This window comes from Cystobacter fuscus (assembly GCF_002305875.1).
GTDB lineage: Bacteria > Myxococcota > Myxococcia > Myxococcales > Myxococcaceae > Cystobacter > Cystobacter fuscus_A.
In genome coordinates, this window is the sequence record NZ_CP022098.1 from 1,183,750 (window position 1) to 1,210,198 (window position 26,449).

Sequence of the window (26,449 nt, forward strand, 5' to 3'; positions counted from 1 at the left end):
GAGTGGGCGGGGTGGGGGCGGCGGGGCTACGGTGCGCCGCGCTGTTTCACGCAGGGAAGGCAGGGCCCGCCGATGCGGGGAGAGTCATCCCAACACGTTGATGAACACGTTGATGATGGTGCCCGGGCCCGAGGCGCGGCACGGCTCGCCCTCTGGGGGGCGGTCCTGTTCGCGCTGGGGGCAGGCTGTGCGCGCCGGGTGCCCGAGGACGCGCGAGTGGAGACGACAGTCTACGTGGCACGCCGCATCCGCACCCTGGACGCGGAGCGGCCGGAAGCCGAGGCCCTGGCGGTGCGCCGGGGGCAGTTGGTGGCGGTGGGGACGAAGCGGGAGGTGCTGGAGGCGGCGGGCGAGGGGGCTCGCGTCGTCGATCTGGGCAAGGCCGTGGTGGTGCCCGGGCTGGTGGACGCGCACGCGCACCTGGCGGGGCTGGGCCTGAGCCTGACGGTGGCCCGGCTGGAGGGCACGCGCTCGGTGGACGAGGCCGTGAGGCGGCTCGCCGAGGCACCGGCCACGAGCTTCCAGGGCGACTGGCTCATCGGCAAGGGGTGGGATCAGAACGGGTGGCCGGGGGGCGGGTTCCCGGGCCGGGCCGAGCTGGATGCGCGCTTTCCCACGACGCCGGTGTACCTCACGCGGGTGGACCACCACGCGGCGTGGGTGAATGGCGAGGCGCTGCGGCGCGCGGGCATCACCCGGGACACGCCGGACCCGGCGGGGGGGCGAATCCTCCGGGACGCGGCGGGCGAGCCCACGGGGGTGCTGGTGGACAACGCCATGGAGCTGGTGGCGCCCCGGGTGCCGCCGCCCACGGACGAGCAGCTCGAGGCGCGGCTCGCGGCGGCGCTGGAGCGGTGCGCCCAGGTGGGGCTGACGGGGGTGCACGACGCGGGGATGGACCCGCGCACGTTCCGGTTGCTGCAGCGCTGGGACATGGTGGGGCGGCTGCCGGTGCGGGTGTACGCGATGGCGGACGGGCAGGGGGAGGCGCGGCGGACGTACCTGGAGCTGGGGACGTTCGGCGGGCGGCTGCTGGAGATGAAGTCGGTGAAGTTCCTGCTGGACGGGGCGCTGGGCTCTCGGGGCGCGGCGCTGCACGCGGCCTACAGCGACGCGCCGGGGGAGACGGGGCTGTTGTTGATGGAGCCCGAGGAGCTGGAGGCGCGCACGGAGGCCTTCATGGAGCGGGGCTTCCAGGTGTGCGTGCACGCGATTGGAGACCGGGCGAACACGCTGGTGGTGGACACGCTGATTCGCGCCGCGGCGAAGACGAAGACGCAGGGGCTGCGGCACCGGGTGGAGCACGCGCAGATTCTCCGGCCCGAGGACATCCGGAAGCTGGGGGCGGCGGGGCTGGTGGCGAGCGTGCAGCCGACGCACGCGACGAGCGACATGGGGTGGGCGGAGGCGAGGCTGGGGGCGGAGCGGCTGAAGGGCGCGTACGCGTGGAAGAGCCTGAAGGAGGCGGGGGCGGTGCTGGCGCTGGGCAGCGACTTCCCCATCGAGAGCCCGGACGTGCTGGCGGGACTGTACGCGGCGAGGACGCGTCAGGACGCGAGGGGCCAGCCCCAGGGCGGGTGGAGGCCCGAGGAGCGGCTGACGGGGGAGGAGGCGCTGGAGGGCTTCACGCTGGGGCCGGCGTGGGCGTCGTTCGCGGAGGAGCGCCGGGGGCGGCTGAAGGTGGGGATGGAGGCGGACTTCACGGCGCTGTCGGTGGACCCGGTGGAGGACGCACCGCGGGCGTTGGTGGACGCGCGGGTGGTGGCCACGGTGGTGGACGGCCGCGAGGTGTACCGGGCGCCGTGACGCGAGGGGGCGCTCAGCCGAAGAGCTGGGCGCGAGCGCTCTCGGCGATGGCGACGACGGCGGGGTGGCGCAGCCGGCGCTCGACGGAGATGGCGTAGAAGCCGGTCTCGATGTCCTCGGTGCGGCCGAGGACGGAGACATTGAACTGGCGGCAGACCTCGGCCTCGATGATGGAGGGGGCGGCGAAGACGCCGTGGCCGCGCTGCCCGAAGGCCTCGAGCAGGGCGCTGTCGTCGAAGTCGCCGACGACGCGCGGGTGGATGCCCTGGGCGTCGAACCAGGCGGTGAGGGCGCGCCGGAGGGAGGAGACCTCGGAGGGGAGGAGCAGGGGAGCGCCCTCGAGGGAGCCGGGGAAGCCGCGCGCGAGGTGGGCGAGGCGGGGGGCGGCGAAGAAGGAGATGCCGCAGGTGCCGAGCAGGTGGTTGAAGGAGCGGATGCTGACGGGCTCGGAGGAGGGGGTGTCGGCGAGGACGACGTCGAGCTCGTGCAGGGCGAGGGAGGCGAGGAGCTGGGGGAGGGAGCCTTCGCGGCAGGTGATGTGGATGTTGGGGAAGGCGTCGAAGGCGGGCTGGAGGAGGCGCTCGGCGACGAGCTTGGGGACGACGTCGGTGACGCCGACGGCGACGCGCAGCTGGCCCGAGGGCAGGCCGTGGATGGCGTTCTTGAGCTCGTTGCCGAGGCGGAAGATGTCGTCGGCGTAGCGCAGGACGGTGCGGCCGACGTCGGTGAGGACGAGGCGGCGGCCCTGGCGCTCGAGGAGCTTGTGACCGAGCGACTCCTCGAGGAGCTTGAGCTGGGCGCTGATGGTGGGCTGGGCGAGGTGGAGCTCCTGGCTGGCCTTGGCGATGGAGCCGGAGCGGGCGACGGTCCAGAAGTAGAGGAGGTGGTGGTAGTTGAGCCAGCTCACGGGAGGGGCCTGCCGGGTGGGGGGGCGGGAGGGGGCAAGCGTGTGGGCGGTGGGGAGGGAGAAGCAAGGAGGGCGGGCGAGGGAGAAGAGGGGGAAGGAGGAGGGGAGTGAAGAAGCCGCTTGACGTGAGGGCCGAGTCCCCGTAAACCGCCCCTCGCTTCACGCGGCCGCGAGGCACGCCCAGGTAGCTCAGTTGGTAGAGCAGGGGACTGAAAATCCCCGTGTCGGTGGTTCGATTCCGCCCCTGGGCACAGAGTCGAAAAGTTCGAGGGCGTCAGGCTTCGGTCTGACGCCCTTTCTTTTTGCCCGCGAAGCTCAGGGTCCACTCGATGCGAAGGGCCAGAAGGTCTACGTCATCCGAGCCCGCCACGTTTTCATGACTTTCCCTTGCTTCATGTGGTTTCGCGGCATCGGATGGATTGGAGACAGAACTGGGAGTGCAAGGATATCGGTCTGGCTTGGAATGAATCCTGTCGGCTGTCCGACTCAGACACTGTGAGCGACTTCACCAGGAAGGTGTGAAGTCATTCACTCCCAGCGGCTCGCGGAAGACGTATCTTCCCATGGTAACGCATCACATTCCTGTCTCCCTGGGGGTCTGTTCCATGCTCGAGTCCTGTCCCACCTGGGTTGGCGTGCTCGTGGGTACTGTGACCCTCTGTGCGTCTTCCCCGGCGTTCGCGGACCCGTCCATCCAGTACGCCTCCGGGGTGACGCCCACCACGCAGATCTCGTGTCAGGCCGCGAAGTGCAATCCCAACTTCACCACCAGGATCACGAGCGACCTCGCCCAATTGTCTCCGGACTACTGTGCAATGCCGGTCCAGGCCAACCTCGACTTCTACGCATGGCGTGAATTCATCGCGTTGAACTGGCCCGCCAATCCCAGCACGTGCGGCGCGGATCTCGACAAGACAATCCTCGACAGCTCGGGACCCCGGGTCTGGCAGACCTGGTTGCTGGGCTCGGAGGTCATGGTTCCCAACGGCTCCACGCCCTCGGCCTGGTGCCCGGACTCGCGGACGAAGGAGACCCAGACCTTCAAATACAGGGACACCCTGCTGTCCGTGGGCGGGGTGTTGATCGACCAGAACGGCCGCTTCTCCCGCCACGAGACCCGGTTGAACGAGGATGTGTACAACTACCTCGTCACCAACAATCTCTGGAACAAGGCCGGCCAGCGGAATGCCCGGATCGACATGCCGACCGGTCCGAACGACCTGCTGTGCGACGGCCAGTGTTGCGGTTCGACGGGCGCCATCATGGTGAAGGCTTCCTGGAAGGTCCTGGGCGAGAACGACGACAAGCGCCGCTTCTATACCCTCCAGGCCCATCTCCTCGACGCCTCTCAGCCCGCCCTGCTGGGACTGGTGGGCCTTCACATCGCCCACAAGACTTCCTCCCAGAAGAAGTGGATCTGGGCCACCTTCGAACACGTGGACAACGTGACGAAGCTCTTCAACAACCCGCGGTGTCCCCAGACGCCCGCCTACAACCCGAACGCGCCGGTGCCTTGTACCCAGACGTGCTGCCCTCCCAACTCGCAGACGGCGGCCAAGGACCCGAAGACCAACACCTACGTGGAGCTGAGCCCGGCGGGCGAGCCGCTGAACCGCCCCACGCAGGTCACGCGCGTCCTGCCCATCTCCAATGCCCTGGTGAACAAGCAATTCCAAACGCTGCTCAAGGGCTCGGTCTGGGAGAACTACGAGCTGGTGTCCACCCAGTGGGTGGACCATCAGGGAAACATCACGCCGGAGTTCGCCGCCAACACCACGTTGGAGACCTTCGACCAGGGGCCCGATAAGCCCACACACGGCAAGCAGCCCTACAAGCCCCTCTCCACCCATGTCAGCTCCAGCTGCATGAAGTGTCACGCCACGGCCACGAACTCGACCGGCGGGTTCGCGGACTTCAGCTTCATCCTGGGCACGGCCCGTTAGCATGCCCCAGACTCCGAAGGTTCCTGCTGCAACGGGAAGAAGGCGAGCGCAGATGGCGATGAAGACGGTGGTTCCCAGGTATCGGGTCACGACCCTGGAGGTGAGCTACTCGGGCAGAGCGCTGGTGGTGCGCTGTGAGGTGGTGCCGACGGATCCCTCGTCTGCGATCTCGCTCCTCCTGGTGCGGGTTGACGATCCCTCCACGGGGAACATCTACCTCAACCCGTGTGTCATCCAGAACTACGCAACCCCGCCCCCCGCGGGTGCCAGCCTGAACGTGAGCGGCTCCACCCAGCTCTTCGTGCCCTCGGCGGAGGTCACCCGGGTGCGGGTCGGCTACTTCGGTTTCGTCACCGACCCGCAAGGGGTCTCCTACGACTTCGATGGGGTGCGGATCTTCGAACTCTCCCAGGGATAGGCCGGCGGCTCACATCCAGAGCGAGAAGCGGCACTCGAAATAGGGGTATGCCTTCACGGAGAGGGGCTCGTTGGGCCGGCACACCAGCTTCAGCCCGATGGTCCGGCACAGCTTGCTGGGCCAGCGGTACCCCTCCAGGATGACCCGGTCCGAGCCCGACCAGTCCAGCACGGCGTCACGCTTCGCGGGTGTACACAGCTTCTGCTCCACCATCCGTTGAAGCACCTCGCTCGCCCAGCTCTTGCGAGGCTCGTCGGGCAGGGGCAGCGAGAAGCCAATCGTGGGCCCGAGGCCCTCGGGTCCGGCATCCACGTTCACTTCCGCGAAGCTCAGGGGAGAGAGCCACGTTCGCGCGAGCTCCTCCACCTGTGCGCGCGGTCCCGGCCAACCGATCCGCTCCACATAGTCCACCAGATGGAGCCTCGGCACCCCCATCACCAGGCGCACCGCATCCCGGCCCCGGCAGTCCAGCGGAGCCACGTGTTCGATCACTCCCCCCTCGGGGAGCAGCTCGAAGCAACGAGCGACGGTGCGGGCGAGGGCCGGCGTCATCGGCTTGCCTCGCAGCACCTCCAGGCCCCGCGATGCCAACTGGAGCGCCGCGTCCACGGCCTTGTGGTGATCCAACGCGCGCCCGGGCGGCTTGAGGAACTCAGGCTCGACACACAGGAAGGCGAAGGGCTGGGGAACGCCGTTCAGCGGCCTGGGCAGATCGTACTCGAGCCACAGGAAGGGCACTCTCGCCAGGGGGGAGCGCGCATCCAACCACTCCCGGGAGAACGCGCGCACGCCGTCCCAGAGCGGACCCCGCAGGCGCTCGCCCGCGCTCGCGAGCATGTCCGCGAGCGCCTGGGCGCTCCCATCGCTGAGCATGCCGCAGGCCATGAAGTCCACCTGGGAGGCCCCTTCCTCCAGCCGGCACTCCAGGGAGATTCCACCCGACATCCTCGGGAGCAGGTGGGCCACCTCGCTCGCGGTGGCCAGCGCCTCCTCGGAGACCAGCTCCCGGGGCATGCGGGTGCTCAACGGGCGCAACAACTCATCGACGTGGACGATCACCGGTGGCCCCCGGCTACTTCGTGACGACCGTGAAGCCGTTGTCGAGGATGGAGAACCACGCGCTCGGGTTCGACACGGTGACCGAGTACACACCGGGGCTGGCACTCACCGGGAGGTTGAGCCGCGCGGTCAGCGTGGATCCCTGGGCATCCGGCTGGGTCACCCGGATCGTCTGGGCAAGGTAATTGCCATCCTCCCGCTGCAAGGTCACGAACGCGGTCGAGGCGAAGTAGTCCCCGGTGAGGGTGAGCTCGAGCTGCGTCCCGGCCTCGCCCGTGGTCGGTGACACGGAGTGGATGACGACGCCCCCGGGCTTGCTCCAGAGCGCCCCGAACAGCGCGCTCTGCGAGATTTCCTGCCCGATCAGCTCGAGGAGCCGCTGACGGTCCCCGTGCTCCAGGGCCTGTCGCGCGTCGGGAGACAGCTCATAGGAGTCCATCACTCCGGGAGGATCCCGGCTGAACTGCTGCTGGGCGTCGGAATTGTTCAACAGATCCGCGATGAGCTTGACGAGCAAGGGCTTCCCTCTCTGGAGAAAACCCTCGTGACGCTATCCAATGGCTGCCGAGACAGCAACGCGTGCGTGGCGCGGCGAGCGGAGCTACGGCGCACAACCGGGGAGCACCATCGCCGCCCACTGGCGCGGGCGATGGATGCCGTCCGCCGTGAGCAGGGTGGTGGCCTCTTGCACGAGGGCATGGCCTTCCTCCCCGCCCACCAACTCGCCCTTCCACCAGCGCGCACACGCCTCGAGGTTGGACATCCCCAGGCCCCGGTACCCCTCGATGGCCGAGGACAGGTGCACGAGTGCCTGCTCGAGCTGGCCCCGTTGCCGGGCCACTCCCGCGCGAAGAAGCTGGGCGAGGAAGGGGCAGTCCTTGCGAATCTCCTTCTCCAGTTGGAGTGCATCCTCCTCGACCTGCCGAAGCAGCTCCGGCCGGCGCTCTGGCGCCTCGGCCGCCATCGCCAGCGCGAGCTGGGCGCGCAGGGTATGGCTCTCGATCCGGCTGGGCTGGCCACGGAAGATCTGCGCGGCGGTGAGCATGGGCCAGGTCTTCTCCAGCCGCGCCCAGGCACTCTCTGGCTTGCCTTGATAGAGGTCCGCTTGGGATGTCCTCAGGAACGCGTGGTACTGCTGGATGGCCCCCGTTCGGGACCAGCCGGTGATGGCCTCGTCCACGAGCTCGCGGGCGTTGTCCGGCTCATCCCGGGCGACGAGGCAGAAGGCCGAGTAGAAGGAAGACATCACCCGGGAGAAGGAATCGCCGAGCTCGGTGGCGGTGCGGTGCCACTCCGACGCACGGAGCCCCAGCCCGTGCATGCTCCGCTGCGCATCGTGCAGGTTGCAGCCCAGGCTGCGCCCGACGTTGAGCTCCCAGATGACATCCACCCCGTGCTGCTGCAGCAGCCGCATTCCCCTCTCGACATGGGCCCGTCCGCTGGCGAACTCTCCCTGCACCAGCGAACACGCCGCCTGATACACCTCGGCGAAGCCAATCAGGGCGGGCTGCTGGAGCCGCTCGGCGATGGCCGCCCCCTCCAGGAGGTAGCGGGACCCCTTCTCCAGGGCCGCATGGCTGCCCTCCCACACCATGACGGGACCGAAGGCGATGAGCGAGCGGGCGATGCGGGAGGCCTCTCCGCACTCCAGTGCCAGCCGCAGGCTCTGGAGCTGGAAGCCCGAGGCGCGGATCCACTCCACGTTCGCCAGCGCTTTGCCGAGTGACCAGCCCAGGTCCACCCGGTGGAGATGCCCGGGAGCAATCGCCAGGGCGGGCTGCTCCTGGAATGTCGTCCCCCGTCGCTGGAGCCGGCTCCTGTGCCACAGCATGTTCGCCAGCGCGCCTCGATGGGTGTCCCCGTAGGCGAGCTTCACCTGGGAGAGCATCGGCCGTACCAGCGCCAGACCCTCGTCGATCTGACCGCCCAGCATGTAGCTCTCGGTGGCGCGGCGCTGGTTGTCCAGCACCTCCTCCGGGGAGCCACCCAGGCCCGCCACCTCGAGGAACAGGGGCGCGGCTTCGCGACACCGACCGGCATTGGCGAGCGCCTCCGCGCGGCGCCGCTTCAGCGAGCCCAGGGTCCCGAGCGCGGGCTCCGGTGCGCCGCCGCTCCATTCGAGCGCGGCCCCGAAGAGCTCCGCCGCGCGATGGAAGGCGAGCGCCTGTTGGGCGCGCTCGGCCGCGCGCAGGGCATGGAGGGCCGCCTTGCGCGGCTCTCCCGCCCCATGGAAGTGCACCGCCAGTTGCTCGGGATCCGCGTCGGCACGTGTCTCCAGCACCTCGGCCAGCCGGCGGTGACGCGTGGTCAGCTCCGAGGCGCCGAGCTGCCCCACCACGTTCTCTCGAACCCGATCGTGAGAGATTTCCAGGCGGGCGTGCCCACCCAGGTGGAAACGCAGCAGGTTGTGGGCCCGCAGCAGGATGAGCGAGGACAGGGCCGAGCCCGAGTTCCCCGACGCCTCGACGAGCACTTCCTCGCTGGTGGGCCGCCCGGAGACGGCGAGCAACTCCAGCAGGTGGCGGGCCTCTTCGGGCAGGCCGTGGAGGCGCCGCCGGAGGACGTCCCCGAGCGAGACGGCCCCGGAGGCCCCCACCCCCCGGGTCGCCTCGGTGATGGGGGCACGGGCAAGCTCCTCGATGAAGAGGGGGTTGCCTCGCGACTCACGGGCGATGTGCTCGGCCCATGTCCGGGCCTCGAGGGACGAGGTCCCCAGGCGCCGCATCGCGAGCTGTGCGGAGACCTCCGGCGGCAGGGGCTCGAGCCGCAGCTCGCTCCGGGCCATCTGCCAGGTGGAGCCCGCCAGCAGTTGCTCGAACTCGACGAGGAAGGCACTGCGACGGGCCTCGCTGGCGCGGTAGCTCGTGATGAGCAGCAACGGAGGCGCCCCGGGTGGTGACAGCAACTCGGCCAGGAAGCGCGCACTGTCCACGTCGCCCCACTGCAGGTCGTCCAGGCATAGCACCACCCGCGCGTGCTGGGAGAGCCGGAGCAGCAACTCCTGGAGCACGGACACCGCGAGCTGGCGTGCCTGGAATGGCTCCGCGGGAGGGGCCGGGAGCGGCGCCTCTGGCTGCAGCTCCGCGCTCAGCACCAGCACCGGGAACAAGCGTGTGAGTTCGTGCATCCGCGGGGGAATGAGCTTCCGGGCCTGCTCCCGTGGCAGTTGCAGCAGGTAACGCCCCAGCGAGTCCATCAAGTCGTCCAGGGCCTTGTACGGCACGGACTCGCGCTCGTAGCAGCGCCCGAACAGGACCACGGCGCCGCATGCGTGCAGCGAGTGGGTGAAGTGACGCAGGAGGGTACTCTTCCCGATGCCGGGCTCACCTTCCAGCGTCACGAGGGAGAGCGTCCCCGCCTCGGTCCGCTGGAACGCCTCCGTCAACAGCTTCAGCTCGGCCTCGCGGCCGATCAGCTCCTGCCCGGAGTAGGTGGCGCGCACGCCCGGCTGGGTTTCTCCCCCCTGGGGCTGGAGGATCGCCACCAACTCGGCATGGCCGGGACGGCGGCTGGGATCCGGGTCGAGCAGACGCACGCAGAGGTCGTCCAGATCCTGGGGAATGCCTTGCAGCAGGGTGGATGGACGCGAAGCGCCCACCCGTTGTTGTGCGAGGCGTTCGTGCGGTTGGCCCTGGAAGGGCCGCCTTCCCACGAGCGCCTCGAAGAGCATCACCCCCAGGCTGTACCAGTCGCTCGCCGGCGAGGCCTGCTCCCCGGACCATTGTTCGGGTGCCATGTATGGCGGTGAGCCCGCCAACTCCTCGGGGGTGGTGTCCAGCGGGGCTGGCTCGAGCTCCTTCGCCAACCCGAAGTCGAGCACCACCACGCGGCCGCTCGAGGTGACGATGACGTTGGATGGCTTGAGGTCGCGATGGACGATTCCCTGGGCATGCAGCGTGTGGACGCCCTGGACGAGGTGGAAGAAGACGGAGCGCAGGCGCTCGGGATCTCCGGTGAAGGTGCCGGGCTCGGACTCGGACCGGGGCTCCTGCTGGGCGGAGGACGAAGAGGAAGACGCGACAGCCGTTGGCTGCACGAAGCTGACGGTCTCGTCGCTGGAGGATGCGGAGAGGCGTTGCTGGGTCTCCGTGGGAGCCTCCGACAGCGCCGTGATCTCGGGCTTGAGTGACAACAGCAGGGGGTTGCTGATGTTGACCCGAGCGCTGCTCGTATTGGAGACGTAGGCGTTGAAGTGGCGCCCCTCGACGTACTCCATGGTGAAGAACCATTGGTCTCCCTCGGAGTGGAGTTCGTAGAGGGTGACCAGGTTGGGGTGCACCAGGTTCGCGAGTAGCCGGAACTCGTGCTTGAAGCGAAAGACGGCGGACGGGCGGGTCTCGTGCAGCAGCTTGAGGGCCACCACGGTGTTGTAATGGCTGTCCCAGACCTCGTACACGGAGCCAAAAGCTCCCGAGCCCAAGGGGCGACGGAGTTCGAACCGGCTGTTCCCTTGAAACGAGGATTTCGTCTGCAACAGCATCGTTCGTCTCCTGAACCGCTGTCGTGAGGGCGGGCAGGCTACCATGGATCCTCCCGCGTACGAGTGCGGTGGCCTTCCTCATGATTCAATCGAGGAATCGTCTCCACCAATGCCGGGCCTCGTCCTCGGTGACACGAAGCGTGGTGTAGCGGGGCGGATCAACGGACGCCGTGGTTCGCGGTAGGAAGAGTGGCTCGAACCAGGGTTCCATCACCCGGGCGAACTCACGGTACGCGGGAAGGGTCTCCCCGGTGGTGAGGTCTCCGGCCTCCGGTCGCTCCCCAAGAGAGACAACGACGCGATCCTCGGTGAGTTCCACCAGGGTTGTTCCGGGTGAATGCAGCCGGGAACGAAGGGCCGTCGCTCCACCGAGCTGCGTGAGAACAGGCGGTCCGAGGAAGTTGAGCCAATGGACTCCATCCACCCGGAGGCCCACCCACTGCTCATGGAACCAGGCGGGCCGGAGGTCGATGCCGGGATGGCGCATGACCTCGGCGCGAAAGCCGACGTCCTTGACCCGGAGGTTCTGGTACAGGTGAAGGGCCAGTCCCGCGTGCCCGGAGGCGAACATCAGCTTGGAGGCCATGTCGAGCGTCAACTCGCGCACGCGCGCTGGCCCGTGTTCCTCGAGGTACTCAATGGGAAGCGTCGCGGTGAGCAAGCTCGCAATCGTCTCCTTGGGGGCAGGCCGCCATGGAATGCGGGCCTGATACTCGAGTTGGTATCCATTCCGACTGTTGTCGCTCCCGGTGAAGAGGAGGCCTCGCTCAAATCCTTTCTTTTCGATCTCCCTTCGCTCCCAAGGTTCATAATCATCGGGGAAAGACCAGCGTTTCGCCTCCTTCAGAATGCGGTGAGCCCAACCCCAGCGCTCTTCCGTCAAACGAGAGCCTTCGTCATGGGAGAAGTGAACGTAATTGATGGTCCTTGGCCCCTGACCCACCGCGCGCATGTAGCTATCAATGGCATGGCTCACTCCAGAGGAGAGTTCAGGGTGCTCGTGCGGCATGTAGAAGGTGATGCGGATGACCTCTCGTGCGAGTAACTCCCGCTGTGGGCGCGGAGGCTCTCCGTCGTAGATCTTCCAACGGTCTGACGTCGTGCCGCGAAGACGAAGGCGCGGATAGTGGCTGGTCATCAGTCAATACCGAGCTGTTTGAGACCGCCCGGGGTCACGAGTGCCACGGGGCATCTGTTGGAGAGTTTCTGGTAGCCCGTCAGTTGTTCCTTCACTAGAGGCGCGTTCATGGGGTCGAGCCTGTGTTTTTCGTAACAGGGAAACTTGAACTCATAGACACATTGCACATCGGTGGCGTTCCGGGTGGCGTGTACCACGAGGTCAGGTACAAGAGACTCGGGCCCACCATTCGTGAGGACCACTCCACTGGTATCAGCGTTTCCCTTGTAGCGCGTCTCGATGGAGAAGTTGTCACCGAACTCCGTGGAGAGATGGTCTTTGATGCAGGCGAAGGCCGCGCTGTGCTTCAAGATACCGAGTTCCTGAGAGAGGGTGATGGGCCGGCCGCGCTCCGTGAAGCGCACGGCTCGATCACACTCAGCGTCGTTCGGGAACTTGCCATTCTTGAATTTATACCCCCCGTTCTGCTGCTGGTAGGTCTTGTTGACGTCCGCGTGCGCCTGCGCCACGCACTCCTTGACGATGCCCTCCAGGCGGTCCAACTCCGCTCCAGTGAGCGCGCGTTCCAGGGTGAGCAAGCCCTTTACGGCTTCGACGGCGCGAACGACTTTCTCGGTCACCGGACCGAGCCGGGTGGCCGTGGGGGCGAGGAGTTCTCCAGTGCTCGCATTCATGGGGGCGGCACAAGCCGCGCCGCAGGATTGGTGGAGTTGAGCGTTCCCACCGGTGAGAGGCCCGCCCCAGGATGCTTGAGGCTGGAGGTGGGCTGGAAAGGGGGGGGTGAGGCGCTGCGGGCGGCTCTCCAATCGCGGCGAGCCACGAGCCGACCAGTGCGTGGTGGAGCAGGATAGGCAAAGGAGTGCGGCGGCCGAGACAGAGAGAAGACGCCATGTCCGCAGCAGGGCCTGCCTCCAAGGGGAGCCAATTCGAAGAGAGGACACCACTTACCTCGGGGAGTGATGTTACAGGCGAAGCGCCGTCGGCATGGCTTACTTCGCGACCGCTGCCGGGTCCATCTTCATCACCTCCCAACCGGCGGGAACCGCGGCCCTGCAGAAGCACGGGAACAGCGCCGCCGTGTCCAGGAACGAGATGCGGTCGCCCGAGAGTTCGTCGAGCACGCGGATGGCTCGCCTCCCCGATGCATGAGCGGGGCGGGTGTCACTTCTTCGTCAGGATATCGAGCGCGGCGGTGCTCATCGTCTTGATTCGAGAATCGGGCGGTCGATGATGCTCAGTCTCCTCCTGCGAGTTGCCGGAGCCTGGATGCCACCCGTTCTTTGCCTGCTTGTCCCTGCGCGACCTCCATCGTGAGATCATAGAGCGCGTCCGAAGAGGTGATGATGGACACGCCGTTCAGGTCGAGGAAGACGAGGGCGGCGAGAAGGCCGATCCGCTTGTTCCCGTCCACGAACGGATGGTTCGAGACGAGATGGAAGAGGTACGCGGCCGCCATGGTGAACAGATCCGGGTGGATGAACTCACCAGCGAAGGTCGCCATCGGCTGAGTGAGCGCGGATTCGAGGAGGCCCGGATCGCGTAATCCTGGAGGTCCACCGTACCGCTCGAGCTGGACGTGATGAATCTCGAGCACGTCCTCGAGAGTGAGGAAGACCGGGCTCATTTCGCCAACTTGCGCAGGGTCTCATCATGAGCGTCCATCATCCGCTTCGTCGCGTCACGCACCTGGCTCTTCCGAGCCTCGGGGGTGACGGGGCGGATGATGAGTGACTTCCCATCGGTCTCGATCTCCAGGGGCGTGTCCTTGTCGATGTGAAGAAGCTCGAGAATCGGACGGTCGATGATGAGCCCGAGGCTGTTACCGATGGTCGTCAGGGTCTTCCGCATGGAGCACCTCGCCACTTCGTTATAACAACGGTCGAACGCAGGTGGTACCCGCCCGGAGGGGGGGTGGAGTTGCCCCGGTTTTCCTGGCCGGAATTGCCCGAAGGCGGGCGAGCCGCAAGTGGAGGTTGGCGCCAGCCGGGATCCACGGCAGCCCGAGCCCCGTCCCAGCAGCCAGGCGCTGATCGCCTCGTGACCGCGAAGCCCCAGCGAGTAGGGTGGCATCGACAGATTGGGCAGGAGCGCTCGGGCCCGGGTGGGTCTCAATCGAGGAATCGTCTCCACCAACGCCGGGCCTCGTCCTCGGTGACACGAAGCGTGGTGTAGCGGGGCGGATCAACGGACGCCGTGGTTCGCGGTAGGAAGAGTGGCTCGAACCAGGGTTCCATCACCCGGGCGAACTCACGGTACGCGGGAAGGGTCTCCCCGGTGGTGAGGTCTCCGGCCTCCGGTCGCTCCCCAAGAGAGACAACGACGCGATCCTCGGTGAGTTCCACCAGGGTTGTTCCGGGTGAATGCAGCCGGGAACGAAGGGCCGTCGCTCCACCGAGCTGCGTGAGAACAGGCGGTCCGAGGAAGTTGAGCCAATGGACTCCATCCACCCGGAGGCCCACCCACTGCTCATGGAACCAGGCGGGCCGGAGGTCGATGCCGGGATGGCGCATGACCTCGGCGCGAAAGCCGACGTCCTTGACCCGGAGGTTCTGGTACAGGTGAAGGGCCAGTCCCGCGTGCCCGGAGGCGAACATCAGCTTGGAGGCCATGTCGAGCGTCAACTCGCGCACGCGCGCAGGTCCGTGTTCTTCGAGGTACTCAATGGGAAGCGTTGCGGTGAGCAAGCTCGCAATCGTCTCCTTGGGGGCAGGCCGCCATGGAATGCGGGCCTGATACTCGAGTTGGTATCCATTCCGACTGTTGTCGCTCCCGGTGAATAGTAAGCCCCTCTCAAAACCTCGCTTTTCAATCTCCCTTCGATACGGGGCTTCATAATCATCAGGAAAGGACCATCGCTTCGTCGCTTGGAGAATGCGGTGCACCCAGCTCCATCGCTCCGCGGTCAAGCGGGAGCCTTCATCATGGGACAAATGAACGTAGTTGATGGTCTTGGGCCCCTGTCCTACCGCGCGTATATAGCTGTCGATGGCGTGGCTCACCCCCGAAGCGAGTTCAGGGTGGTCGTGCGGCATGTAGAACGCGATGCGGATGACTTCGCGTGCGAGCAGCTCTCGTGGCGGACGTGGGGGCTCCCCGTCGTAGAACTTCCAACGGTCCGAAGTCGTGCCACGAAGACGCAGACGGGGGTAATGGCTGGTCATCAATCAATACCAAGTTGTTTGAGCCCGACCGGGGTTATGAGTGCCACGGGACACCGATGGGACAATTCCTGGTAGTTTGTTAGTTGAAGCTTCACTCCAGGCGCGTTAATGGGACTGAGCCGGTGTTGCTCATGGCAGGGAAACTTGAACTCGTAGACACATTGTATGTTGGTGGCATTCCGGGTGGCGTGGATCACGAGATCAGGCACGAGGGACTGGGGTCCCTCATTCGTGAGGACGACGCCGTTGGAGCCAGGGTTGCCCTTATAGCGGGGCTCGACCGAGAAGTTGTCTCCGAATTCCTTGGAGAGGTGGCTCTTGATACAGGCAAAGGCGGCTCCGTGCTTCAGGATGCCGAGTTCCTGCGCGAGGGTGGTGGACTGTCCCTGCTCCGTCAACTGCACGATCCGATCACACTCGGCGTCGTTCGGGAACTTCCCATTCTTGAACTTGAACCCCCCGTTCTGCTGCTGGTAGGTCTTGTTGACGTCCGCGTGCGCCTGCGCCACGCACTCCTTGACGATGCCCTCCAGGCGGTCCAACTCCGCTCCAGTGAGCGCGCGTTCCAGGGTGAGCAAGCCCTTTACGGCTTCGACGGCGCGAACGACTTTCTCGGTCACCGGACCGAGCCGGGTGGCCGTGGGGGCGAGGAGTTCTCCAGTGCTCGCATTCATGGGGGCGGCACAAGCCGCGCCGCAGGATTGGTGGAGTTGAGCGTTCCCACCGGTGAGAGGCCCGCCCCAGGATGCTTGAGGCTGGAGGTGGGCTGGAAAGGGGGGGGTGAGGCGCTGCGGGCGGCTCTCCAATCGCGGCGAGCCACGAGCCGACCAGTGCGTGGTGGAGCAGGATAGGCAAAGGAGTGCGGCGGCCGAGACAGAGAGAAGACGCCATGTCCGCAGCAGGGCCTGCCTCCAAGGGGAGCCAATTCGAAGAGAGGACACCACTTACCTCGGGGAGTGATGTTACAGGCGAAGCGCCGTCGGCATGGCTTACTTCGCGGCTTCCGCCGGGTCCATTTACATCACTTCGCCAGGATATCGAGCGCGGCGGTGGTCATCGCCTCGATGGCTGTCTGGAGGGCGGGCTCGGCATCGGGAGCCCACCGGGGGCTGTGGAGCGAGGGCAGCTTCGTGGGGTCTCCTCCGGCCGCGTCCCACCGGGCCCGCGGGACGCCGCCCACCACGAAGAGCATGCTCTGGATGGACTTGTCGGACAGGGAATAGCGGCTGAAGTCCTCCCCTCCGGTGGTGGGTGGCACCTCCACCACTCGCTCCGCGCCGAAGCGCCGGGTCCAGGCGCCGATGAGCCGGTCCGTCAGGGGCCCGGTGTTGAAAACGGAGGGATAGAACTCCTCTTCCTTCGTCGTCACGACGGGCATGAGGTCCTCGGGGAGGCCGGCGGCGATGGCCTCGCCGCGCGCGATCCGGGCGATGCCCTCGAGCAGATGGCGGCGCGTCTCCGCCGAGTAGCTGCGCACGGTGAGCTGGAGCCGGGCCTCGCTGGGGATGATGTTGTGTTTGCTCCCCGCGAGGAAGCTGCCCACGGTCACCACCGTCGTCTCCTGGGGTGCGATCTCCCGGCTGACGAGTGTCTGGAGCGTCCCGACGATGCGCGAGGCGAGGACGATGGGATCCCTCGTCGTATGGGGCGAGGCACCATGGCCTCCCACGCCCTTCACGAGGATGTCGACGGAGTCGACGTTCGCCGACATGTGGCCCCGCGAGTAGCCCACGGTGCCCGCGGGAAGATCCGCGACGTCGTGCAAGGCGAGCGCGAACTGGGGTTTGGGAAAGCGCGTGTAGAGCCCGTCCGCCAGCATGGCCCGGGCCCCCACGCCCACCTCCTCCGCCGGCTGTCCGATCATGACGAGCGTGCCGGACCAGCGATCCTTCAGGGCGGCCAGGCGGCGCGCGGTGCCCACCCAGGCCGTCATGTGGAGATCGTGGCCACAGGCATGCATCACCCGCGTCTGCGCGCCCTCGCGCGTGACGGCCTTCACCTGGCTGGCGTAGGGCAGCCCCGTGGCCTCCTCGACGGGGAGCCCGTCCAGATCCGTGCGCACCAGGAGCACCGGGCCGGGTCCGTTCTCGAGCACCGCCACCACGCCATGCCCCCCCACCCCGGGAGTCACGGTGAAGCCGAGCTTCTTCGCCTCCGTGGCGAGCCGGGCCGAGGTCGCCTTCTCCTGGAGGCTCAGTTCGGGATGGGCATGCAGGTCGCGGTAGAGCGTGAGCAGGCCTGGCAGCTCGGCCTTGATCTGCTCCGCGAGCGGATCGGCGAGGACGGGCGCGGGAAGCAGCAGCGCCGCGGTGGCGAGCAGGGCGCGGGGGGAGGGAATCACACGGAAGGAAGGAGGGCTCATGGCGATGCCGGTCATAGGACTTCACCCCGGACGGAGGAAGGACGGGCGATGACCCACCCACCCGGCGTACTGGCCTTCATCCAGACAGGAATCATCCACCCAGGAGGGAATCCAGGGCGTGGGGTCACGGGAGCGCACCTTTTCGTGATTTTTCATGGTCCGAGAAACAACTCGGTGGGGGGGTGGGCCGACAACCCTTGCATCGTCGAACGGTTCACGTGCCGTGTTCGTGAACCTCCCTTCCCTTAGATGGGCGCGACCGGGAATCCGGTGACGCGCCAGGAGCCCACCCATGCGCACGCGAACCGAGTCGCGGCACCCGTCCACGCTCTCGCGCCTCCCGGAGACGGTGTTCCGGGAGTCCCCTCCACTGGCCCGGACCGGGCGCATCACTCCCCAGCGCCCCGCCGAGGACGCGACCCAGACCAGGCCCGCCCTCGAGGCGCTCCGGGGACGGGACGGCTTCGACGCGCCGGTCCGGGCTCAGGCCACGGCCCCCGTGGAGGTCGCGACCCCCGCCGCCGAGACCCGGACCTTGCCCTCCCCGGTCACCCTGAACCTGACGGCCTCGGTGGGCGCCCGGGGCTCCAACCAGCCCGGCGACGTGCGCCAGGTGCAGGATCGGTTGCAGCAACTCGGCTACCTGAGCGAGGCGGATCACGCCGCCGAGCAGGTCGATGCCTCGGGCACGGACCCCATCTCCGAGCAGGCCATGCCGCAAACGATGGACGCCTTGCGCCGCTTCCAGCGCGAGGTGGCGGGGCAGAGCGATGGGAAGATCTCTCCTCGGGGCATCACGGCGCGAGCCCTGGCGGACCCCACGTACGGCACCCAGAGCACCATCAACCCCGGGGCCGCGGACGACACGGCCGGCCTGCCCGTGTCGACGCTCCCGCGTCCCGTCGCGCAGATCGTCGAGGCCGTCGAGGCCGCGGAGACCGGCGCGAATGCCGTCCTCGGCGAGAGCCCGGCGCTGCTGCGCAACGCCTCGGGGACGCCCGCCTCGTTCGGCCGGGGGCAGCTCATCGGAGGCACCGCGCTGGACGTGCTCACCCGGCACCCCGATGCGGCACGCCACTATGGTCTGGACACCCAGCAACTCCAGGACCTGGGGAACATCGCCCAGAGCACCCGCGAGGCCTACAGGGCCATCTCGGCGCAGATCCCCGCCGGGGGGGACACCGAGGAGGGCCTGCAGCGCCGCATCGCCGAGTACACCAGCTCCGAGCAGGGCGCGGACTTCCGGACCCGGACGGGGCTCGGGGACGCGGATATCGCGAACATGTTCCGGGCCGCGCAACTGCGCGCGCAGCTGCCGCGGCAGGCCAACAGCGGGGAGACCTACGATACGCTCATGAACCGCCCCGACGTGGCCGCGAACATCCAGGCGCTCGACCTGAGCGAGTCGGATGTCTCCGCCTACCTTCGCCGGCCCGCCATCCACGGGGAGAACCGCGAGGGCTTCATCACCCGAGCGCTGCTCTCGAGCGAGCATGGACAGTCGCTGCGCGATGCCATGACGGACAATGGTGGCATCCCCATGTCGCGACTGCTCATCCAGGACAACTATGATCAGGTGACCGCGCAGGGCGCGCAGGTGTTGGGGCGTCCGCTCTCCGCGCGCGAGGCCGCGCAGGCGACGATGCTCGCGCACAATGGTCCGAGCGCGCTCACCCCCTTCTTCGAGAGTCTGCGCCAGGGTCGGCCCGCGGTGGTGACGCCCTACGTCACCCAGGCGATGGCGAACTGGACTCCCTGAGAGGCCCTGGACACCGCCTATCGTTCGGGTGGGCTCGAGCCGGTGACTGCTCCGGTATCTTCAAACCATTCGGTGTCCCAGGAGACGTTCCCCGCGCGAACCCGTTCCTCGGACCACCGGCCCAGGGGTACCGTGTGTTCCCCAGTACTTCCCCGCGGGCCCGCTCATCGCGACTTTCTCCTCGTCGTGCCTGCCCGAGCTACCGAGGTCCTCCCGCGTGTCCCGCGCCACCGCCGACTTCGATCCCGCGTCCGTGGACGTGGAGGGATTGCTGGCAGACATTCGCGCGCTGCGCGCCGAGATCGACGCCTCCGTCAGTGAGGCGGACCATTCACACCTGCGGCGCATCGAGCGCTGGGGCCGCACGGCCACGGTGATTGGCCTGGCCACGTGCTGGCTGATTCCCAACCCGCTGAGCGCCGCGGCGTTGAGCCTTGGCCGCTCCTCGCGCTGGATGCTGATGCACCATATGGGGCACCGCTGCTATGACCGCGTCCCGGGCATCCCCGTCGAGCGCACGAGCAAGGAGTTCGCCAAGGGCAAGCGCCGCTTCCTCGACTGGTTCGACTGGATGCTCCCCGAAGCCTGGGTGTTCGAGCACAACGTGCTCCACCACTCGCACACCGGCGAGGACGCGGACCCGGACGTGCACGAGCGCAACTCCGAGGGCTTCATGCGAGGCACCGGACTTCCTCTCGCGCTGCGCTACCTCCGGCTCGTGCTGCTCGCGAGCACCTGGCGGGCCAGTTACTACGCTCCAACGACACTGGCCTCGTTCCGGCGCAAGCGCCGCCCGGATGGCCCGCTCACCCGCGAGGAGTGGCGCGAGGTGTTGCTGCGCGGCTACGCGCCCTACATCGCCTGGAACTTCGTCCTGCTGCCCGCGCTCTTCCTGCCGCTGGGCACCTGGGCCGCCTTCAGCGCCCTGTGCAACTCGCTCATGGCCGAGATCCTCTCCAACCTGCACACCTTCATGGTGGGGGGACCCAACCACACCGGCGAGGACCTGTACCGCTTCGACTCCGCACCCGAGGGCAAGGGCGCGCGCTACGTCCAGCAGGTGATCGGCACCGCCAACTACCGCACCGGGGGCGATCTGAACGACTTCCTCCACCTGTGGCTCAACTATCAGATCGAGCACCACATCTTCCCGGACCTGTCGATGCTCCAGTACCAGCGGGTGCAGCCGAAGGTGCTCGCGCTGTGCCACAAGTACGGCATCCCCTATGTGCAGGAGAGTGTCTGGACGCGCTTGCGGAAGATGGTGGACGTCGCGGTGGGCAAGAGATCCATGCGGAGGCTCGCCCCCAAGATGTGATGGGCTCTCGCCTTGACGCCCCGCTCCCGGATCCATCATCCATGACTTCCGGCATATGCGGGGATGACGGAGAGTGTGTAGGGTATGGCTTCCGTCCTCGCTCCCCCCGCCGGACGGTCACGAGGTATGTCCATGCCGATCTGCCCCCGCGGTTCTCGACTCCACGCTCCCTGGCGCGCGCTGATGCGCGGCCTTCCCCTCCTGGGCCTGCTTTCCGCCTGTGGTCCAACGGAGGCCACCATGCCCGGGGGGCCCGTCTCCTCGAGCCAGACCCAGAAGCCCCTTGGTGTTGGCTCTCTCATCCAGCCCTGGGCCGAAACCCTCGTGAATACCCTCCCGAGTTCCTCCGCGATCAATCACACCCAGGTCACGGTAGCCGCGGGTCAGGGCATCTACCTCGTCGTCTGGGTGGAGGATGGGGATTGGCCGGACATCCTCGGGGTCCGGGTGCGGGCGTCGGACGGTGTGCAGCTGGACGCCACTCCCCTCCGCATCGGCGCGAGCCCCTCGGTCGAGTACCTGCCCTCGGTGGCCTTCGACGGCACCCACTTCCTGGTCACCTGGATGGATCCCATCATCGGACCACGTCTCAGGGGCGCGCGGGTACGGGCCTCGGATGGAGTGGTCGTCGATCCCTCTCCCCTGGTCATCAGCCCACCGGATCCCTACGGCCTGCCCCACGAAACGCCTTCCGTGACCTTCGACGGGACGAACTACCTGGTGGCCTTCTCCGGCTACTACTGGGATCCCGTGGCCGAGGACGTGAAGCGCCAGATCATGGGCGTGCGGATCCGCCCCTCGAACGGGACCTACATCGAGTCGGGAGCCATCGCCATCGGTGACACCTCCGGGGCGTCCTCGCTCCACACCGCTTCCCATGGCGGCAGCAGCCTCGTGGTGTGGGCCGATGACGACGGAGGAGTGAATGCGGCACGCCTCGACGCCGCGGGGCAGGTGCTCGACCCCATTCCCCTGTCCATCTCCCCGGCGGTCGCGGGCAAGGTCCGCGTTGCCGCGCGGCAGGGAGAGTTCCTCGTGCTCTGGAGCGAGGGCAACACGTTGAAGGCCCGGCGGGTACGCGCCTCGGACGGCGCATTGCTCGACCCGGCGGACATCCCCGTGGGCTCTCCGGTCGATCTGCCCGTGCCGAATGACTCCTGGTTCAAGGCTCCCTTCGATGTGACCTACGACGGACAGGACTACCGGGTGCTCTGGCAGACCACGGGTGCTCATGGCCGCCGCAGGTTGATGACCACGCGGGTGTCTCCGCTGGGGACGCTCGAACCCAAGGCGGAGGATTGGCTCTCCGGCTTCCACGAGGACTCGTCACTGGATTGGGTGGGAATCGCCGCCCAGGCGCCTTCCCAATTCCTGGTCGCCTACACCCAGTATGACGCTCGGGACGTGCACCGGAACCGTACCTACTTCCGGCTCGTCACCGAGAACTCGTGCACGAACGATGTCTCCCCGCCCATCCTGACCTGCCCCGCGCACGTGCAGCTGGAATGCACCTACGGCGGCCTGAGCGACACGGACGACGTCGATTTCAGTGACAACTGCGGCCTGTGGGACCTCGGCAATCAGCCCCAGTATTACGGCTCTCCGGGAATCTTCATCGGCTCGGTCTCGGCAAGGGATCTCTCCGGCAACACCACGGCGTGCTTCACGGAGTGGACGGTCGTCGACACCCTCGCGCCCTATTTGTATTTGAATGGTCCGCAGGCACTCACCCTGCCCCTGCACGCCCCCTACCAGGAGCAGGGAGCCCGGGGCGAGGACACGTGTGATGGGGGCTATGCGCCCTGGGACTCCGGCTGGAGCCGGATCCAGATCTCCGGCACGGTCAACAGCCACGTCCCCGGCACCTATCCCATCACCTACAGCCTCACCGATCTCGCGGGCCACACGACCACCCGGACCCGGACGGTGACGGTCCTCGCGCAGTAGACACGGCGGGGCTCGGGTCTCCAAACGTTGTCCTACTTCGACAGACATCGGGGCAGGAAAACAGATAGGAGTGAAATCTGGGCACTCTGTGAGTGTTGAGAAAAACAGGAAATTCCGCATGATGAGTCATCTATGGCTCATCATGCACGCCCACCCTCCGTCGCAGCACTCTTCACCGTTGCTCTCCTGGCTTGTGGCGGCCCAGAGCGGGAGCAAGCGCCCGTCGACTCCACGAATCTCGTCGTGGCAGCGGACCTGGCTTGTACGATCCAGGCAGGAGGCTGCTCGGAGTTCATCGGCAACGGCTCCGGTTACATCTGGATCGATGGCCGGTCCCAACCCGCCTCCCGCTATGTGGGAAAGACTCTCTGCATCAAGCCGGGGACCTATACGGGGATCGGCCTCTATGGAGTGGTGGCAACGGCGGCGCAGCCGGCGGTGATCACCAATTGCGGCGGGCAGGCCGTCTTCAACTCCACCACCGGCAGTCCGGTCTACATCGGTGGCGGCAGCCGCTACCTGAAGATCACGGGGGCGGGGAACTCGGCCCATCCCTATGGGCTCGTGGCGGGGACCTCGGGCGGCAACCAGGCCCACATCGATCTCCGGGAAGGGGTCTCCGACGTCGAGATCGGCCATGTGGAGGTGCGCGGCGATGGGAACGGCGGAGTGGGGATCGCCTTCCGTACCTACCCGCAGTGTGACGGAACCTGGAGCCGCGGCAAGTGGGCTCAGTACAACACGAAGATCCACGACACCTACGTCCACGACACGAAATACGAGGGGATGTACATCGGCCCCTCCCACTACGGCTGGGTGACGGCCAACGGCTACACCCCGGGCTATGACTGTGGCACCTCCCGGCAGTGGGAGGCCGAGGTGATCGGCCTCGAGGTGGTCGACAACCGGGTGGAGAACATCGGCAACGACGGAATCCAGATCGGCGCGGCGACTGGGGGCATGACCGTCCAGCACAACGTGATCCGCAACTACGGGCTGAACCAGATCGAGAGCCACTCGGGCGGCATCACGGTGAACCCAGGCAGCAAGGGGCTGATCGACTCGAACTGGATCGAGGCGGCCCAGCCCTACCGCACGCAGGGCATCGTCTTCCAGGGAACGGGTGGCTCCGTCATCACCAACAACGTGATCGTCGGAGGCAGGTGGGGCGCGATGTTCCTGCGCAACACCGCCGCGAACATGGAGGCGGCGAGCACGCTCTCGACCCTCGTTTTCGACAACAACACGGTGGTGAACCCGGCGCACGAGGGGCTGTACTTCTTCTGCAGTGGCCTGGGCACGCTCACCTTCGCCAACAACCTGGTGGCGGGCGCGCCCACTCCCTACGCCGCCAACGGGGGGACGACTGCCTGCGTGAAGTCGCTCACGGGACCGAACCTGCTCACCTCCAACCTGAGCGCGGCGGGCTTCGTGAATCCGGCGGCGGGGGACTTCCACCTCCAGGCCACCTCTCCGGCCGTGGGCGCGGGTGTGAACCTGTCGGGCGTGGTCGATTTCGACTACGACGGCGTGGCCCGTGGCTCGGGTCCGTATGACCTGGGGGCGTTCGCGTGGAAGGCTCCGTCCATGAACTAGCTCCCACCCGGAGAAGGTGTCCCGGAGAAGGTGTCAAAGAACTCGTTCCGACACCTCTCGCTCTGCATACCTTCAGAGGCGCGCGAGAATCTCCGCCTTCTTCCGCGCGTACTCGTCCGGCGTGATGAGCCCGTTGTCCATCATCGACTGAAGGTCCTTCAGCGCCTTGACCGGGTCCGAGGGGCGATCCGGGCCCGGATGGAGATCGTGGATGCTCAGAGGTCTCTGCGGCGTGACGGGCTCCAGGACGACGAGCCGTTGAGGGTCTTCCGGGTCGACCTTCACTTTGAGGCGCAAGCCGGGCTCCACGATGAAGGCATTCCAGTCAAGCATCCGGCTCTTGTGCCACACTTGGTACGCGGGGCGGCCCGGCAGCTTCACGTCCAGCAGGATGTCGTAGACGTGCCTCCTGTTGATTTGCATCAACGTGCGCTCCAACTGGAGGATGGTGGCCTCAGCGGGTATTCCATGCTGGCGGAGATGATGCGTCGTCCAGCGCAAAGAGAAGAAACGTCCCCATTTCGGATGGACGAATGCCGCGACGCCGAAGCCGAGGAGCAGGAGGCACCCAATCAGGAACAGGGTCATGAGGGAGATACTCACGAATCACCTTGATGAAATTCCTTCAGTCTACCACTGTCCCGCGACGCTCTGGGCGGTTCGATGCGTCAACCATGGGCGGGTGTTCCGGTCAGCCATGGCGGACGCTCTTTGGCCAGAGGCTTCCTCCGGGCCGCTCGACCGCGCGGAGCTCCTCACCTGTCGCGCGACCTGCCCGGCCAGCAGCACGCGGAGTCCCATGATCCGGCGCGTTCAGTCCCGCCGTGAGCCTCGGATCCAGCCCATGGTGTGGGCCATCAAGAAGCGTGGCACGGTGGCCGTGTGATGGACGGGGCGTCGACAAGTCCACCAGTAGCTGCGCCAGCAGCTCCGGGCCGGGCAGCGCTCCAGGCAATGGCGTCTCACCGGCGGGCGCGGCGGCCACCCTATGACTCCACGTACACGGCCGCGAAGCTCAAGTTCCTGGCCCCCGTAACCACGAAGCTGGCGGATCTCCTGAGATGTCATCCCCCTGACTTCCAAGGTTCATTTATGAACCAAGCCATGAAATTGGGTCGTGTCACCTGACTCTTCTGTTCCATTTTCAAAACGCGCTCTTGGCCTGAATGCCCTGTGATCAGGTTCACATGATCCATGAGAGCCCGGTCACAGAGCGGGCCGAGCGCCTTTCGTATCTTGTGCACGTACCTTCGGTATACCTCTGCTATTGGCAATCAGGCTTCACCGCTCCTTCACTGACTTGAGGGCTGGCATGTACTCTGCTTGATGTCTGACTCGAGCGCGGTGGCCACTCCAGTCACCGTCGGGCTGCAGTTCCCCGCAGTGTTTCCCCCCAAGGAGACATTCATGAGTTTGAAAAGTTCTGGCCTGGTTGCCGTATGGCTCGTGTGTGCCACGCCCGCGTTCGCGGAGGCTTTGCGGGAGAAGGCGGTGTGGGAGCAAGGGCCTGAAGCTGGCCGCTCCCACGTTCCAGAACAGGCCCGGGCGAGGCTGCCCATGGAACACCAGTACGCACACATCAACGGCATCGGCATGCACTACGTGACGCACGGAGCCGGTGAACCCATCATCTTCCTCCATGGCTTCCCCGAGTACTGGGGCGTCTGGAAGAAGCCGCTTGAGGCGCTGGGCAAGGACCACTGGGTCATCGCCCCGGACATGCGTGGCTACAACCTGAGCTCGAAGCCGGCCGGCGTCGAGCAGTACCACATCGAGCACCTGGTGGCGGACATCCGCGCGCTGGCGGACCACCTGAAGATCAAGAAGTTCACCCTGGTCTCGCAGGATTGGGGCGCGCTGGTGGGCTGGAGCTTCGTGCTGCGCCACCCCGAGTACGTGCGCCGGTTCGTCACCATCAACATCACGCACCCCGCTCTCCTCAACCGGGACCTGCGCGAGAACGCCGCTCAGCAGCAGGCCAGCCAGTACATGCTGCTCTTCCGCTCGCCCGAGGCCGAGCAGTTCATCATGGCCGATGACTACGCCTTCGGGCGGCAGGCGATGATCGAAGCCGCCCGGCAGATGGGCGCCCAGATCTCCGCCGAGGACGAGGCCGAGATGATCGCTGCCTGGAAGCAGCCGGGCGCCATCACCGGCGGGCTCAACTACTACCGGGCGGCGGAGATGGGTCCTCCTGCTGGCCAGGGCGGCCAGGGTGGCAGCAACCTGGTGGACGGGCTGGAGCCGCGGCAGCTTCAGGTGTGCCTGCCCGTGCTCTTCGTCCACGGTGAGATGGACCCCTATCTCTTGCCGTCTGGCCAGGAGGGGTTGGAGGAGTACGTGCACAACCTCACCTTCCGGCGCATCCCCGATGCGGACCACTCGGTCACCCTGGAGAAGCCGGAGCTCCTCACGCAGTACATTCGCGAGTTCATGCAAGAGAATTAGCCCCCTCGGCGTATAGGCGGGATGGGGGCGCTGTTGAGGATGGGGGAGGAAGCCGCAGAGAAGGTGTCAGAGAAGGTGTCAAAGAACTCGTTCCGACACCTCTCGCT

Annotated in this window: 21 protein-coding genes and 1 tRNA gene; 9 read left to right on the plus strand and 13 right to left on the minus strand. The window is 66.8% G+C overall.

What is annotated here, in order from left to right; genetic code table 11:
* The first annotated feature begins 216 nt into the window (after window positions 1-216).
* The gene (locus CYFUS_RS04930) at window positions 217-1,806 is read left to right on the plus strand and encodes an amidohydrolase (RefSeq protein ID WP_095984179.1); all 1,590 of its coding nucleotides are present in this window, start codon (window positions 217-219) and stop codon (window positions 1,804-1,806) included.
* 13 nt (window positions 1,807-1,819) lie between these two features.
* Here the strand turns inward: CYFUS_RS04930 and nhaR are convergent, their stop codons facing one another.
* Window positions 1,820-2,713: a transcriptional activator NhaR gene (gene nhaR, locus CYFUS_RS04935; protein WP_095984180.1), complete on the minus strand. Its 894-nt coding sequence runs from the start codon at window positions 2,711-2,713 to the stop codon at window positions 1,820-1,822.
* Between the two features lie 178 nt (window positions 2,714-2,891).
* On the opposite strand from nhaR, the gene CYFUS_RS04940 reads away from it, so the two are divergent.
* From CYFUS_RS04940 to CYFUS_RS04950, 3 genes are all read left to right on the plus strand, one after another.
* Window positions 2,892-2,964, plus strand: a tRNA-Phe gene (locus CYFUS_RS04940).
* A gap of 354 nt (window positions 2,965-3,318) precedes the next feature.
* Window positions 3,319-4,656 (plus strand): hypothetical protein, encoded by a 1,338-nt coding sequence (locus tag CYFUS_RS04945; RefSeq protein WP_095984181.1) that lies wholly within the window; start codon window positions 3,319-3,321, stop codon window positions 4,654-4,656.
* A 52-nt stretch (window positions 4,657-4,708) separates the two neighbouring features.
* Window positions 4,709-5,074 (plus strand): hypothetical protein, encoded by a 366-nt coding sequence (locus tag CYFUS_RS04950; RefSeq protein ID WP_095984182.1) that lies wholly within the window; start codon window positions 4,709-4,711, stop codon window positions 5,072-5,074.
* Window positions 5,075-5,083: 9 nt separating this feature from the next.
* Here the strand turns inward: CYFUS_RS04950 and CYFUS_RS04955 are convergent, their stop codons facing one another.
* The 11 genes from CYFUS_RS04955 to CYFUS_RS05005 all read right to left on the minus strand — a co-directional run bounded on the left by CYFUS_RS04955 (window position 5,084) and on the right by CYFUS_RS05005 (window position 17,274).
* The gene (locus CYFUS_RS04955) at window positions 5,084-6,133 is read right to left on the minus strand and encodes a hypothetical protein (protein WP_095984183.1); all 1,050 of its coding nucleotides are present in this window, start codon (window positions 6,131-6,133) and stop codon (window positions 5,084-5,086) included.
* A 13-nt stretch (window positions 6,134-6,146) separates the two neighbouring features.
* Window positions 6,147-6,650 (minus strand): hypothetical protein, encoded by a 504-nt coding sequence (locus CYFUS_RS04960; protein ID WP_095984184.1) that lies wholly within the window; start codon window positions 6,648-6,650, stop codon window positions 6,147-6,149.
* An 84-nt stretch (window positions 6,651-6,734) separates the two neighbouring features.
* Window positions 6,735-10,658, minus strand: a complete 3,924-nt coding sequence (locus CYFUS_RS04965; protein WP_095984185.1) for a serine/threonine-protein kinase PknK — start codon at window positions 10,656-10,658, stop codon at window positions 6,735-6,737.
* Between the two features lie 40 nt (window positions 10,659-10,698).
* Window positions 10,699-11,751, minus strand: coding sequence for a type VI immunity family protein (locus tag CYFUS_RS04970; RefSeq protein ID WP_232537377.1), 1,053 nt, complete (start codon window positions 11,749-11,751; stop codon window positions 10,699-10,701).
* The gene (locus tag CYFUS_RS04975) at window positions 11,751-12,425 is read right to left on the minus strand and encodes a hypothetical protein (protein WP_157758241.1); all 675 of its coding nucleotides are present in this window, start codon (window positions 12,423-12,425) and stop codon (window positions 11,751-11,753) included. Before CYFUS_RS04975 ends, CYFUS_RS04970 begins: the two co-directional genes overlap by 1 nt.
* 315 nt (window positions 12,426-12,740) lie before the next feature.
* Window positions 12,741-12,872: a hypothetical protein gene (locus tag CYFUS_RS53790; protein WP_269770213.1), complete on the minus strand. Its 132-nt coding sequence runs from the start codon at window positions 12,870-12,872 to the stop codon at window positions 12,741-12,743.
* A gap of 113 nt (window positions 12,873-12,985) precedes the next feature.
* Window positions 12,986-13,375: a type II toxin-antitoxin system death-on-curing family toxin gene (locus CYFUS_RS04980; RefSeq protein ID WP_095984187.1), complete on the minus strand. Its 390-nt coding sequence runs from the start codon at window positions 13,373-13,375 to the stop codon at window positions 12,986-12,988.
* Window positions 13,372-13,599 (minus strand): hypothetical protein, encoded by a 228-nt coding sequence (locus tag CYFUS_RS04985; RefSeq protein WP_002625854.1) that lies wholly within the window; start codon window positions 13,597-13,599, stop codon window positions 13,372-13,374. The genes CYFUS_RS04980 and CYFUS_RS04985 overlap by 4 nt, the downstream gene beginning before the upstream one ends.
* Window positions 13,600-13,859: 260 nt before the next feature.
* Entirely contained in the window at window positions 13,860-14,912 is a 1,053-nt protein-coding gene (locus tag CYFUS_RS04995; protein ID WP_332468339.1) for a type VI immunity family protein, read from the minus strand.
* A complete protein-coding gene (locus CYFUS_RS05000) occupies window positions 14,912-15,586 on the minus strand; it encodes a hypothetical protein (RefSeq protein WP_157758242.1) in 675 nt (224 codons plus the stop codon). The genes CYFUS_RS04995 and CYFUS_RS05000 overlap by 1 nt, the downstream gene beginning before the upstream one ends.
* Window positions 15,587-15,933: 347 nt before the next feature.
* On the minus strand, window positions 15,934-17,274 hold the full coding sequence (locus CYFUS_RS05005) for an amidohydrolase (RefSeq protein WP_232537378.1): 1,341 nt from the start codon (window positions 17,272-17,274) through the stop codon (window positions 15,934-15,936).
* A gap of 292 nt (window positions 17,275-17,566) precedes the next feature.
* On the opposite strand from CYFUS_RS05005, the gene CYFUS_RS05010 reads away from it, so the two are divergent.
* The 4 genes from CYFUS_RS05010 to CYFUS_RS05025 all read left to right on the plus strand — a co-directional run bounded on the left by CYFUS_RS05010 (window position 17,567) and on the right by CYFUS_RS05025 (window position 23,894).
* Window positions 17,567-19,033, plus strand: a complete 1,467-nt coding sequence (locus CYFUS_RS05010) for a peptidoglycan-binding domain-containing protein (protein WP_095984190.1) — start codon at window positions 17,567-17,569, stop codon at window positions 19,031-19,033.
* A 217-nt stretch (window positions 19,034-19,250) separates the two neighbouring features.
* Entirely contained in the window at window positions 19,251-20,351 is a 1,101-nt protein-coding gene (locus CYFUS_RS05015; RefSeq protein WP_095984191.1) for a fatty acid desaturase family protein, read from the plus strand.
* A 324-nt stretch (window positions 20,352-20,675) separates the two neighbouring features.
* Entirely contained in the window at window positions 20,676-22,298 is a 1,623-nt protein-coding gene (locus CYFUS_RS05020; RefSeq protein WP_157758243.1) for an immunoglobulin-like domain-containing protein, read from the plus strand.
* Between the two features lie 243 nt (window positions 22,299-22,541).
* Window positions 22,542-23,894, plus strand: coding sequence for a right-handed parallel beta-helix repeat-containing protein (locus CYFUS_RS05025; protein ID WP_157758244.1), 1,353 nt, complete (start codon window positions 22,542-22,544; stop codon window positions 23,892-23,894).
* Window positions 23,895-23,966: 72 nt separating this feature from the next.
* On the opposite strand, the gene CYFUS_RS05030 is transcribed toward CYFUS_RS05025, so the two are convergent.
* A complete protein-coding gene (locus CYFUS_RS05030) occupies window positions 23,967-24,482 on the minus strand; it encodes an SHOCT domain-containing protein (RefSeq protein WP_095984194.1) in 516 nt (171 codons plus the stop codon).
* A gap of 969 nt (window positions 24,483-25,451) precedes the next feature.
* On the opposite strand from CYFUS_RS05030, the gene CYFUS_RS05035 reads away from it, so the two are divergent.
* Window positions 25,452-26,342, plus strand: a complete 891-nt coding sequence (locus tag CYFUS_RS05035; protein WP_095984195.1) for an alpha/beta fold hydrolase — start codon at window positions 25,452-25,454, stop codon at window positions 26,340-26,342.
* Window positions 26,343-26,449 lie beyond the last annotated feature (107 nt).